Below are 11,841 nucleotides of genomic sequence, written 5' to 3'. Positions count from 1 at the left end.
GTATCCTCACCTTTCAATGTTACAATTCATCGCGATTTGTAGCGACTTTTCCTAATACGACAGGCAGATTTCCATTCCTAACACGAACTCGATCAATCAATTCTTTTTCTTTTCCTTGGTCTTTCATCAGAATAACGTAGCGTAGTTCATATAAACTTCCCATTGTTGTTGTTCTCACAGAAGATAAATGATTGGTATAAGTATATTCTTCAAATATATCTGTAAATAATTCTGGGTAATCTAAATCCTCTGGTATTGTTATTTTTAATTCTCGTTCGGCAATTTTTTCTCTGCTTCCAAAAGGTGATAAATATAGAAACAGTAAAAATAAAGCTACAATAACAGAAAATAACACAACATAAACTACGTATCCCATTCCAGTAGCGATCCCGATACCCATTGACCAAAAAATACTGGTAATTTCACGAGAACCACCTGCAACAGAGCGGAAACGAATTAAGCTGAAGGCGCCTACTACTGCTAAACCAGTGCCAAGGTTACCATTAACTAGCATAATGACAGATTGAACAAGCACCGGTAAAACAGCTAAAGTTACGACGAAGCTTTTAGTATAAACATTTCGCTGCATATGGATAAATGCAACTAATAATCCTAAAACTAATGAGACAATGATACACAAAAGCAAATCGGTAAACTGAATGGTTGTTCCTGATTCAAACAGACTAGATAGCATGGATTTCTTCCTCCTTATGTTGAACAAATAGATGTCTTTTGTACGTTTCTGCATATTTTGAGAAACTGCTTTTTCGTACTGTAAATTTATTTAACAGTTCAACAAACCATAAAGGATAAGCCCCCATTGCCTTTACTTCCATTAGCACACCAAGTTCAGGTGCAACTAGCTGTCCGCCACTTCCTTTTTTTAAATCAAGACAGGTATCTCGAAAACGAATTTTCTGATCAAAGGTCACTCGGAATTCTACTTCTTCGTCAGTGAACAAAGATATTCTGTCATAAGAGATCAATACTTGTGGAGTCAAATCTGGGTGCTGCTTGAACAACCAAAAGATCTCTTCGTTGATTTGATTACTGTCTACGTTGTTTCTTAAATAAAAATCTTTACTTTTCAACCAACATTCGTATGTTGAGTAATCCACAGGCAGCCTTCTTTTATAGACAATCCCATTTACTTTCTTTTTGATTTCCAAGAATATAGTACTCTCTTCGCTAGGGATTCCGTAGCTTCTTACTCTGAATTTTTCTTTGTATATTGGTTTATCCATCGAATGCTGAATAAACTGAAAATCTTTCGTATCATAATACAGAGACATGATTGTATGAAGCCCGTATTCGTCTATTGCCATCTTTTTTTCAAGTTGCTCGAAAAAAAGAGGAAATTGCTGTTCGGTCAATAAATATTTGTTTTCTTTTCTTTGAAATACTTTTTTTAGTTTCATGTTTTCTCCCCTTTACTGTTTGGTGATTATAACAACGAGTCTATGTAAACAAACTTAAATTCTCCTTAATTTAATAGATAAGTGGATTCTTTGATTATTTAAGCCAATTTTATGCTATCCATGTTAAACTAAAGTGACCAAATGAATGAGGTGGGAAAATGATTAAACTATTAGTAGTAGAAGACGATAAAGTATTATCAAACAATATAAAAGAAATACTCACAACAATTGGTGAGATAACACAAGTTTATAACGGTAGTGAAGGACTGTTTGAGCTGGAAAGCGGTGTTTATGACCTTGCAATCTTGGATTTGATGATGCCGGAAATGAATGGTTATGAAGTCCTAGCAAAGTTACGGAAAGAAAAAATACAGACTCCTGTATTGATTTTGACAGCAAAAGATAGTTTGGAAGATAAGATTGAAGGATTTGAACGTGGTGCAGATGATTATCTGACAAAACCGTTCTATCGAGAAGAATTGATCATGCGCGTGAAAGCATTATTGAAACGATCGCTTGGTCTCTTTGATGAAAACATTCTGAAGTATAAGGATATCAGTTGTGATCTAAAAAGTAATGAAGTATTGTATAAAGAACAAGTTTTGCCCATACAAGGAAAAGAGTTTGAATTACTCGTTTATTTTTTACAAAATAAAGGAATCATTTTGACAAAAGAGCAGATATTTGATCGGATCTGGGGATTTGATTCTGATACGACGATTACAGTTGTTGAAGTTTACATGAGCAATTTACGGAAACATCTACGCAGTACTGGACTAGATAAAGAAATCAAAACTTTACGTAATGTTGGTTATATATTGCAAGGGGTGTGATGCAATGAATGGAGATATTACACGCAAGCAGCGCAGCCGTTTTTTTGCAACGAATGTAGCTGCATTTGCTTTGATCTTTTTTCTTCTGGGGTTTATTACTTTACAGATATTGAACCAATCTGCGTATAGAGAAACGGATCTTTCATTAGAGAAAATAGATTTTGATTCTCGGACAGTACAATTAGAGATACAAAGGTATCAGCAAGGTGATCCCTTTTTGAACCCGAATCAAATGGAACAAAACAGAACAAACATGGAACAACCATTGATGGAACCATCAAATGACCGATTTAACACTCAAGTGATCTTGTGGTCTGAAAATGGTGAGATATTGAATAAGGCAGCTATTGGTGGACGCTTCAATCAGATCAAAGAATTAAAAATGGATACAAAAAATCTGAATACCATCCAAAATATTGAATTAAATGAAGAAAACGACTCATCTACCCTCTCCTTCCGCTCGATAACGAAAAAAGCAGAGACGAATCAAGTTGGTGTTGCCTATATCCAAATTTTAGAAAATACAAATCAAATCAAAAATTCATTAGCAACTTTTCGCACAATTATGATTTTGTGTATGGTTGTTTTCTGGCTTATCTCAATTGGCATTAGTTATTACTTGTCTAGTCTAAGCATGCGCCCTATCATTCTTTCTTGGAGAAGACAAAAAGAATTTGTCGAAAATGCTTCTCATGAATTACGTACACCGTTAACGATTATTCAAAATAGTTTGGAACATCTGTTTACCAAACCTGATCATACCATCATTGAGGAATCTGAAAGTATTGCTCAAGCATTGTCAGAGACGAGACGGCTCACTGGATTGACTTCAGATCTGCTGACGATTGCCCGAAATGATTCTGATCAGCAGCTACTTTCAAAACAAATGATCAATACACAGGAATATATCGAAAACCTTGTTAAACCATTTCAAGAGATGGCCACCATAGACGGAAAGGAGTTTATCCTTCATAACGAGGCAACATCAGAAGTACCAATTGACGAAAAAAAGATCCATCAAGTTTTGGTTATTTTGCTAGATAATGCCTTAAAATATACGAATCCAAAAGATAAAATTATTTTAGATTCGTCTGTTAACCATAAAGAATGGCTGATTCACGTAAAGAATACTGGCCCTTCTATCAGTGAAGAAGATCAAGTAAGAATCTTTGATCGATTTTATCGGGAAGATCAATCTCGTGCGAAGGAAACTGGCGGTTACGGACTTGGATTGGCGATTGCAAAACAGATAATCGAACAGCACCACGGACAAATTTCTGTATCCAATTATCTTCCACAAGGAGTTGATTTTAAAGTCCAATTACCGTTGAAGCCTAAAAAATAATGCTTAACTCTAAAACATACTAGGAAAAGGGCTGTGACAATAATCTTGTCACAACCCTGTTTTCCGAATAAACGGTGTTCCAGAAGTAGCTTCTTCGAAAATAAGCCGAAATTTCACAAAAATTTGAGAAACAAATTTCGTAAACTCCTTCTTATTTCTTGAAGCTGACCACTTCTGTCACAACCTCTTTAGCTTACGCTTAAGATTTTTTATTGCGGTCTTCAATGTGTACATCACCGCTTGTGTCAATATCCAATTCTTCTCGGCTAACATCTTCTGTCACTTTTTCAACGTCTTCATGTTCTTCTTTATGAATTCCCACTTCTTCACGAACAACTGTATGTTTGCTAACATCTACTTGCTCTTCTTTGATTGGGATAGTGATCGTGTCATCTTCCAAGTTTTCGTCTGTACCCTGTGAAGATGGATCTGTTACTGGTTTGCGCTCGATGACGATTTCTTCACGTTTGACCGGTACTTCTACCGTTTCAGTATCGTTGACCACATGTTTGTGGATGTCGACTTCTCCAGTGGTAACATCATGTGTATTTACATCTAATTTTTCTTCTTTTAGTTGAATCGTATCATCATCTAGATTTGGTTTGCGATCGATGTCTTCCGTCTCTTTTGTACCCATAGAATCAGCTTCGCCAGGTACGTCCATCGGATCAGTTCCTGGTGTCATATTCAGTGGATCTGTTGTATTTTGAAAGCCTGTCGTGCCATCTACGTCCATTGGATCAGTGCCAGTCCCAGTCCCTAGTCCTGTTCCCATTGTGCTTGCTGGGCTAACAGTATCTTGTGTATCCATTGTGTCTTCTGTTGTTTCTGGCTGACGATAGCCTTTTACTGTGATGACAAATTTTCCAGCAGAAATATCTCCTCTATACTGATATAAAGGATCATTTTCTGGCGTAGCCGTCTCAGAATCATAGGTATCAAAAGAAAAAGTGTCTTTTATTCTTTCCCATAAAGAACGATCTTCTTCGCCATCCATCCGATTCTCATCTGTTTCAACATCTATACCGGATAATCCGTCGAATCCCAGTCTAGTTGCTGCTTCATCAGTAGTATAAATAACGATATCATCTCGATCATACCCTTCGTTACGCAACCGTTCGATTACTGATAATGCTTCATCCCTTGTACTGTAGCTACCGATGACTGTTAAATTTTTGTCTTCCATGTAAATTCCTCCTAGCAAATAGATTTATGATTGGTATATTTTTACTTATAAATTTATTCTATAGGAGACGATTGATTTCTACAAATATTTAGATTGGAATTAGATTAAAACATTTTAATTGAAATTTTGGAATATCTATGCTAATAGCAAAATATATATCACTAAAATAGTCATTTGTGCATTTATTCCTATAGGAAATTTTTTGAAAAAATTTCTTATATTTTCCATTTATTACGATTGTATTATTTATCCAATCCTTGAATAAGCAAGCTACTTATATAGATAAATAGACTGATTCCTAGTATAATCGTTCCTATCATAGGATAAATTCCTATGTAAGGTGATGAAGCTCCAGCTATTTCTAATATTCCTTTAAGAATCATTCCGACGATATAGCTAGCCAAACCCGTATTGAATAAATTGAAAGCTAGGCGATTTCGAAAAGTATTTAATATTTTTTCGAAAATAAAAAGGAATGCCCCTCCTACCATTGGAATAACCCAGACCCATTTCAGTGCTTGTGAAGTGACCCCGTGGCTAAAATGATGATAAACCAATTGAAAGATGAAAAGAATGACTGAACTAATAAAATAACTATAAAACGTTTTTTTCTTATTCATAATTATACCCCTTTTCTTAACCTATAAAAACGATATCGCTGACAGATCGTTCAGAGTTTCCACTTCCGCCGACTGTTTGATTAATGACTTTTCCATTGAAATAAAGCGTTGTTGACCCTCCACCATCTAAATTATATGCGGTTTTTGCTCCATGATTTTTCAATACAGTTGCTAGTTCGCTGAGACTCAACCCTTGACTATCATCTGTTCGACCTTCTGAAACAACAACGAGATAATGGTTTGTTCCAACTTGAGCAATTGCGGTTCGTGGATTACTTTGCATCGACTGCGACACTTCCTCATCTTCAGAAACAGTGACTTCTCCATCTTCAACTAAAGCAGGACCAAAAGATAAAACTTGTTGTACATCTTCTTCTACTAGCTTTTCAGCAGATGTTTCTGCTTCTTTTATTATTGAGAAATCACCATTTTTATCAATTACTAAGTCTTCTTTTGTTTCATCTTCACTAGGTGTATCACGATATAGTGTGCCATTTCTAAGTACATATCCTGTATCTCTAAAACCATAATAATCTCCGTTTATCGCTAAAATCGCTTGTTGTTCTTGTGCGATCGCAGATGTAGTTTCTTTGATGTTGCGTCCATACGTATTGTTTGCCAAAGCTGTTTTTAAATAGCTAGAATCGCTTACTGTAATATCAGCAACATAAACTGTGGTTTCATCAACACGTTCTGAAGATAATGTGATATTGATATTTTCATCTTGGTAGCTATTATCTGTAATCACTGGTTCAAAAGAACTTGAGTTACTCGTATTTTTTGTGTCTGTTGTCGAAGTGGAAGTCTCATTGGATACCGATTCTACTGCTGCTATTTCCTGAGGCAAAACAAATGTTTTTAATAATATATAACTTGAACTTCCTAACAAGAAAACACTCGATAAACATGCCCACATATATTTTTTTCGTAAAAAATGTTTCATAAAGATTTCCTCCTAACAAAAGACTATGCGTCTTTGAATCGAAAAACTGACAAAAAACAATAAAATATCCACAACGGCCTTACAAAGCAAAAGCGACTGAATAATAACCGAAAGGATCGACACACCTAGCCAACTTAAAATCAGTTGAAGGAGAAACAGCAAGCTGTATTTATAAAAAGCAGTACGGGCTCTTTGTTTTCTGAACACATAATGTCGATTCATTTGATAATTGAAAATTCCTGATAGTACTCTAGAAAGTACGGTAGCAATCAACAAAGAAGCCATTGTATGATTTCCAATAAAAAATATAATGGAATAGAATAGTCCAATATCCACCAATGAAGAGGAAATCGAGGAAAAAAAGAAACGAATGAACGGACGATAAACAAGATAGGAATCTTGGAATATTCGAAAATGGGAACCTTTATTTCCATCGCTATATATTGTTTTGATAGGGATCGTAGTCATTCGATAGCCGATCTTTGGTAAAACTAGCAGTTGATTGATTTCATATTCAAACCGATTTCCTTCGATTTTGAGCAGTTCAGATAAACTAAAGATAGAAAATCCCCTCAGTCCTGTTTGTGTATCCTGTAAGTGGATACCTGAGGAAAGATAATAAAAACCGCTCGTCATTCGATTCCCGAAATAGCTTCGAAAGGGTGTGTTTTCATACGAAAAATCTCTTACACCCAAAAGGAATTCCTGACCATCTAATCGATCTACTGCCACTAGCATTTTTTGGATGTCTTCGATTTCATGCTGACCATCACTGTCTGCTGTGACAACGCCAGTAATGTCTGGATAGGAATCAAGTATAACTGAAAAGCCGAATTTTAATGCATATCCCTTGCCTTTGTTGTCAAAGTAGCTGATTTTAGTGATATTAGGATGTTCCATTCGCTGAAACAGTTTTTGATAGGTTTTCCCACTTCCATCATCAACAATGATAATCGGTACGTTTACAGATTGTGCTAATTGATTAATGAAGAATACAGTGTTTTCTGTGGGTTCGTAGATTGGAATTAATAGAATAGCTGACATATACTCACCTGCTTTTATTTGAAATTGTAGTTATTGTTGCAAGTGAAACTTAAGGGCTTCTTAAAAACTAAGAGAATCACCTCTGATTTTGTAAAGACTTTTAAAAGACAGTTACATGGATGTTCGTTATCAAAGCAAGACAAATTCCCTATCGTCATTTGAGGAAATGCGGTAAAATAAAGGAAATGAACAATAACTGGAGGGATTTGTATTGGACAGCAAAACTAGAAAACAACTGCAAGAAAAATTAAAACAACGTACACATTTGCTCCCTTCCGTCTTTCAACAGTTTTTAGAAGAAAATCGCTCTTCTTTATCATTAGGTAGTCGCTATGAATATGCAAAAGATTTCCATTTGTTTACTGATTATTTGAAAAAAGTATTTTCTGAAGAAGTGGATGATCAGCTGATTATCCGTTTAGAAAAACAAGATTATCAGAATTTCTTAGCTAAAATCTATCGACATACTCGTTCGTTCCAAACTACAGCGAACCAAGAAACGGAGCAATTGTTTGAAAATAGCTATTACGGGATTTCGAGGAAGCAATATTCATTAAATCATTTTTTACGATTTTTATATCAAAAAGGACTAATTGAAGAAGAGATCTCTCTTTTGGGTACAAGTTTACCGGAAACAACTAAAGCAGCTCCGCGATATATCGATGCAGAACTTTTCAAAGATTTTGAGCATTTGTTTATCCCGATTGAAGGCTTTCAAACAAGCAGAGAAGCTAGCTTTGAAGAAAAGAATAGACCGAGGAACCTTGCGATTACTGCCATTCTTCTGTATTGCGGATTAAAGATCCATGAAGTAGTAGAACTTAAACGTAAAGATGTATCTTTGACCAAGCAGGTTCTTAATCTGAATAGAAAAGAAAACAGATTGAGTAAAGTACCAATACCAAAAGAAGCGATGCCGTTTCTGGAGAACTATTTTAAGTTAACAGCAAAAAATACGGACGAAAATTCTTTTGTTTTTCGTTCCTCGCATGATCAACAAATTTCTCCTCGGACTATTCGCCAAATTTTGAGCAAAATCACAGTGTATAAGAATGTATCACCAGAATTATGCCGAAAAACCTATCGCTATTATACCGAACTATATTTAGATGATGCTGACGCGGTAAACTATTTATGCGGTAATCGATACCTATCTTCCCACTCTTTTCAAGAAATCTGGGAAAAAATGGTTGATTTTTCTTATCACGAATTAGCGGCATTCGTTCAGGTTTCTATCACATAGGAACCTGAACTTTTTTTCACAATAAACTATATTATTGTATAAAGGTTTATGTTACGATTATCTTGAGTTTGTATATTACTTAACAAAAGATAATGGAGTGTGAATGATGGAGACCATAACGTATTCCCCTTTGAATTTATTTACGAATTTTCAAGAAGCTGCAGCTGGCTTTTCCGAGACCCCGATTATCTGTGATCAGCCGCTTTCTGCTTTTCCTGAGTTAGGACTTGAAACAACTTACAAAAAATGCTTTGAAAGTGTGTTAGATCGAGCTTATCAATTGGCCCATCTTGGTGTGAAATCTGGAGACAAGGTCATTATCTATAAGAGTTCCGCTTTTGACACATACCTCCTCGCTGTTTCTGTGTCTTACCTTGGTGCAGTGCCTGTCATGACTTCTTATCATCTACCAACAGCGACAATGGAAGTATTTATCGACCGTTTAGAAGACCCCTTCGTTTTATTTGATGATGAGACAAAAAAACGAGTGGAAGAAATTTCAAACGGGACTAAATCAAAACAGATTCCTATTGTTTATTTACTGGAGCAACCTACTTTTCCTGTTCCCCAATCATTTTTAGCTAAAAATGAAATTTCTTATATGACCCATACTTCTGGTACAACTGGTATCCCTAAGCTTATTTGTCATTCCGCTCATTCTATGGGCTGGCGAACGAAATGGCAAAAAACTGTTTTTGCGAAAATTTCAGAAAAGAAATTAATCGCTTTTCACATTTCCCCCGTACATTCTAGATTCAATATTGGCATCTCTTCTTTGATGTCCATGGGTTTTCCTATGATGCCTTTAGCAGACGCACAAAGTTCAAAAGTTATTCGTATGTTGGAAACCCACCGACCAATCGCATTAGAGACTCATCCGAATAACTTTGTTCAGTGGAGTTTTACTGCTAAAGAACATCCAGAAGCTTTCTCTGGCATCCGTTATTATCACTCTACTTTTGATGCCATAAACAATCAGACAATGGAAACATTTTTGCGAACATCAATAACACAAGATGCGGTATTCCTTCAAGTATATGGCCAAAGTGAATGTGGACCAATGATTCTTAAGGCTCATACACTGGAAAGTTTGAAAACGAGTGATGCAAGAGATATGGGCGTTGGACTGGAAGACATGACAAGCGCTCGGATCACAGATTCAATTGGGAATGTCCTTCCTGAAAATACAGATGGTCATATACAATTACTGTCTAAAGGACGGGCTTTGACTTATTATAAGGAAGATGCACGGTTCCAGGAAAATGTTTATGGCGATTGGTGGGATAGCGGAGATTACGGATTTATGGATGAGCGTGGTCACCTATTTTTGAAAGATCGGCAAGTGGATTTGATCGAAACGATCAACAGTACATTAGCTATTGAAGACTTTTTATTAGATTCGTTAGATTTTTTGGCAGAAGTAGTGATTGTAAGGGATAAAAATCATTCTCCACAGCCGATTATTGCTTTAGCTCCTGATAAAGAAATGGATTGGAATCGCTGGTGGGAGCAAGTCCATGAACTTCCCCGTTTGAACGCCCCTATCATCCGTGACTTTGATGCAATCCCGCGAACAGCTACAATGAAAGTTCAGCGGCTTCAAATCGAGAAAGAATTAAAAACACAAAACAACTAATCGTTTTTAAGTGGTTGTTAAAAAGCTGTCCTGCATCAAGTAATAAGAACAGCCAAACAAAAGTGGTTCCTCATATTTTGCCGTTTGTTGAGCTAATATCGAGGACCAGCTAATTGAACATCGTTTATTTGGAAAAAGGGAATGTGACACGATTTTTGTTACATTCCCTTTTCGCTTCTTTTGAAAATTGGATGAGATAAAAATATGCCAATTGGCTGTTTTTCTTTTTTGAAAATTTCGTTATACTCTTATTCATGGAGGGAAATGTTATGAAAAGAATCTTGACGATTGGTGGTTCTGATCCATTTGCTGGCGGAGGAATCCAAACAGACTTAAAAACTTTTGAAGATTTTGGTCTATTCGGGCTAAGCGCCCTGACATCTATAGGGGTACTAGATACGAATGGGCGATTTATCTTGGAATCTATTCCTTCAGAATTGCTTGAACGACAGTTGGCTTCAATTGATCAAATGACTACATTAGATGGAATCAAGATCGGGTTATTAAATTCAAGTGAAGCAATCATGGTTGTTCGAGACTTCATAAAAGCAAAACAAAATATCCCAATCATCTTAGACCCTGTTTTGGCATTCAAAGAAACTGAATCTGTGATCAATCAATTGTATATTTCACAGCTCATCGAAGAACTTTTTCCACTTGTTACGATGATTACGCCTAATTTGGCAGAAGCTGCTTTACTTTCTGGTCAAGCTCTCCCCTCTTCGTTGATAGAAATGATCCATCTCGCTAAAGAGCTCACTGCTTCAGGAGCAAAGAAAATTGTAATAAAAGGTGGCACAAGGATGGCTGGCGAACAAGCTGTGGATCTTCTCTATTCAGTTGACCATCATGAGGTGTTTTCTCAGAAAAAAGTCGACACCCCAACAGTAAATGGTGCCGGTTGTGCCTTTTCTTCTGCAATAACAGCGAATCTTGTATTAGGATTAGATGTTTCAAAAGCCGTAGCAGAAAGTAAAAAATTTGTTGCCCATTGTATTTCCAATGGCGTGCTGATGAATGATCATACGGGAAGCGTCTGGTCTGGCGGTATCCAAAAAGGAGGAACGATAAATGAAAACTAAACAACTAACAATCTATGCGATGCTGATTGCGTTGACCGTTGCACTTTCATTAACTATTTTGATCCCTGTGCCGGCTACGAACGGTTTTGTGACATTATGTGAGGCTGGAATCTATACTGCTTCTTTTCTTTATGGTCCAATGGGTGGATTAGTTGTCGGTGCTTCCAGTGGCCTATTAATCGATTTGATTTCAGGGTATCCGCAATGGGCTATTTTTTCATTAGTGATTCACGGATTACAAGGATATGTTGCCGGATCTTTCAGTAAATCTTCTACTCGCATGTGGCTATTTGGTCTTTTTTTAGGAAGCTTAGTTATGATCGTCGGCTATGGTATCGCCGGTTGGATTTTGTATGATTGGCCGGCTGGAGTGGCTTCTATCCCAGGGAATATCTTTCAAAATCTTATCGGTATGGGCCTTGCCTTTCCTATAACTGCAAGTCTTCAACGTATTCAAGCACGGAAGCAATATTAATTGAAAAGAAGGTTTT

12 protein-coding genes are annotated in these 11,841 nt (G+C 36.4%); 6 read left to right on the top strand and 6 right to left on the bottom strand.

Features of this window, described 5'->3' with window-relative positions; translation table 11 throughout:
• Positions 1–19: 19 nt before the first annotated feature.
• Both RWU19_RS07330 and RWU19_RS07325 read right to left on the bottom strand, forming a co-directional pair.
• Positions 20–694 (bottom strand): DUF4956 domain-containing protein, encoded by a 675-nt coding sequence (locus RWU19_RS07330; protein ID WP_002290388.1) that lies wholly within the window; start codon positions 692–694, stop codon positions 20–22.
• Positions 684–1,418, bottom strand: coding sequence for a polyphosphate polymerase domain-containing protein (locus RWU19_RS07325; protein WP_002290387.1), 735 nt, complete (start codon positions 1,416–1,418; stop codon positions 684–686). The genes RWU19_RS07330 and RWU19_RS07325 overlap by 11 nt, the downstream gene beginning before the upstream one ends.
• A 158-nt stretch (positions 1,419–1,576) precedes the next feature.
• Between RWU19_RS07325 and RWU19_RS07320 the strand changes: the two genes are divergently transcribed.
• Together RWU19_RS07320 and RWU19_RS07315 are read left to right on the top strand one after the other, a co-directional pair.
• The gene (locus RWU19_RS07320) at positions 1,577–2,251 is read left to right on the top strand and encodes a response regulator transcription factor (RefSeq protein WP_086286024.1); all 675 of its coding nucleotides are present in this window, start codon (positions 1,577–1,579) and stop codon (positions 2,249–2,251) included.
• A 4-nt stretch (positions 2,252–2,255) separates the two neighbouring features.
• A complete protein-coding gene (locus RWU19_RS07315; protein ID WP_123837956.1) occupies positions 2,256–3,596 on the top strand; it encodes a sensor histidine kinase in 1,341 nt (446 codons plus the stop codon).
• Between the two features lie 199 nt (positions 3,597–3,795).
• On the opposite strand, the gene RWU19_RS07310 is transcribed toward RWU19_RS07315, so the two are convergent.
• From RWU19_RS07310 to RWU19_RS07295, 4 genes are all read right to left on the bottom strand, one after another.
• On the bottom strand, positions 3,796–4,782 hold the full coding sequence (locus RWU19_RS07310; RefSeq protein ID WP_002292433.1) for a DUF2382 domain-containing protein: 987 nt from the start codon (positions 4,780–4,782) through the stop codon (positions 3,796–3,798).
• A 242-nt stretch (positions 4,783–5,024) separates the two neighbouring features.
• Positions 5,025–5,402, bottom strand: coding sequence for a hypothetical protein (locus tag RWU19_RS07305; protein WP_002292434.1), 378 nt, complete (start codon positions 5,400–5,402; stop codon positions 5,025–5,027).
• A 16-nt stretch (positions 5,403–5,418) separates the two neighbouring features.
• Positions 5,419–6,345: a phosphodiester glycosidase family protein gene (locus RWU19_RS07300; protein ID WP_002292435.1), complete on the bottom strand. Its 927-nt coding sequence runs from the start codon at positions 6,343–6,345 to the stop codon at positions 5,419–5,421.
• 12 nt (positions 6,346–6,357) lie between these two features.
• Positions 6,358–7,389: a GtrA family protein gene (locus tag RWU19_RS07295; RefSeq protein ID WP_123837955.1), complete on the bottom strand. Its 1,032-nt coding sequence runs from the start codon at positions 7,387–7,389 to the stop codon at positions 6,358–6,360.
• A 211-nt stretch (positions 7,390–7,600) separates the two neighbouring features.
• Between RWU19_RS07295 and RWU19_RS07290 the strand changes: the two genes are divergently transcribed.
• The 4 genes from RWU19_RS07290 to RWU19_RS07275 all read left to right on the top strand — a co-directional run bounded on the left by RWU19_RS07290 (position 7,601) and on the right by RWU19_RS07275 (position 11,825).
• The gene (locus tag RWU19_RS07290; RefSeq protein WP_123837954.1) at positions 7,601–8,632 is read left to right on the top strand and encodes a tyrosine-type recombinase/integrase; all 1,032 of its coding nucleotides are present in this window, start codon (positions 7,601–7,603) and stop codon (positions 8,630–8,632) included.
• Positions 8,633–8,735: 103 nt separating this feature from the next.
• A complete protein-coding gene (locus RWU19_RS07285; RefSeq protein WP_185022582.1) occupies positions 8,736–10,268 on the top strand; it encodes an AMP-binding protein in 1,533 nt (510 codons plus the stop codon).
• A 269-nt stretch (positions 10,269–10,537) separates the two neighbouring features.
• Positions 10,538–11,350: a hydroxymethylpyrimidine/phosphomethylpyrimidine kinase gene (locus RWU19_RS07280; RefSeq protein ID WP_123853084.1), complete on the top strand. Its 813-nt coding sequence runs from the start codon at positions 10,538–10,540 to the stop codon at positions 11,348–11,350.
• Positions 11,340–11,825 (top strand): ECF transporter S component, encoded by a 486-nt coding sequence (locus RWU19_RS07275; RefSeq protein WP_002290784.1) that lies wholly within the window; start codon positions 11,340–11,342, stop codon positions 11,823–11,825. The genes RWU19_RS07280 and RWU19_RS07275 overlap by 11 nt, the downstream gene beginning before the upstream one ends.
• Positions 11,826–11,841 lie beyond the last annotated feature (16 nt).

The organism is Enterococcus sp. 2STP, from assembly GCF_032465635.1.
GTDB classification, from domain to species: Bacteria; Bacillota; Bacilli; order Lactobacillales; family Enterococcaceae; genus Enterococcus_B; species Enterococcus_B lactis.
Note: the sequence above shows the minus strand (reverse complement) of the source record. Positions and strands in the feature narration are given on the sequence as shown.

Excerpts from the sequence above, each read along its gene's own strand:
- RWU19_RS07330 (WP_002290388.1), bottom strand. The coding sequence starts at position 694 with ATGCTATCTAGTCTGTTTGAATCAGGAACAACCATTCAGTTTACCGAT.
- RWU19_RS07295 (WP_123837955.1), bottom strand. The coding sequence starts at position 7,389 with ATGTCAGCTATTCTATTAATTCCAATCTACGAACCCACAGAAAACACT.
- RWU19_RS07310 (WP_002292433.1), bottom strand. The coding sequence starts at position 4,782 with ATGGAAGACAAAAATTTAACAGTCATCGGTAGCTACAGTACAAGGGAT.
- RWU19_RS07285 (WP_185022582.1), top strand. The coding sequence starts at position 8,736 with ATGATGGAGACCATAACGTATTCCCCTTTGAATTTATTTACGAATTTT.
- RWU19_RS07325 (WP_002290387.1), bottom strand. The coding sequence starts at position 1,418 with ATGAAACTAAAAAAAGTATTTCAAAGAAAAGAAAACAAATATTTATTG.
- RWU19_RS07280 (WP_123853084.1), top strand. The coding sequence starts at position 10,538 with ATGAAAAGAATCTTGACGATTGGTGGTTCTGATCCATTTGCTGGCGGA.
- RWU19_RS07320 (WP_086286024.1), top strand. The coding sequence starts at position 1,577 with ATGATTAAACTATTAGTAGTAGAAGACGATAAAGTATTATCAAACAAT.
- RWU19_RS07315 (WP_123837956.1), top strand. The coding sequence starts at position 2,256 with ATGAATGGAGATATTACACGCAAGCAGCGCAGCCGTTTTTTTGCAACG.
- RWU19_RS07275 (WP_002290784.1), top strand. The coding sequence starts at position 11,340 with ATGAAAACTAAACAACTAACAATCTATGCGATGCTGATTGCGTTGACC.
- RWU19_RS07300 (WP_002292435.1), bottom strand. The coding sequence starts at position 6,345 with ATGAAACATTTTTTACGAAAAAAATATATGTGGGCATGTTTATCGAGT.
- RWU19_RS07305 (WP_002292434.1), bottom strand. The coding sequence starts at position 5,402 with ATGAATAAGAAAAAAACGTTTTATAGTTATTTTATTAGTTCAGTCATT.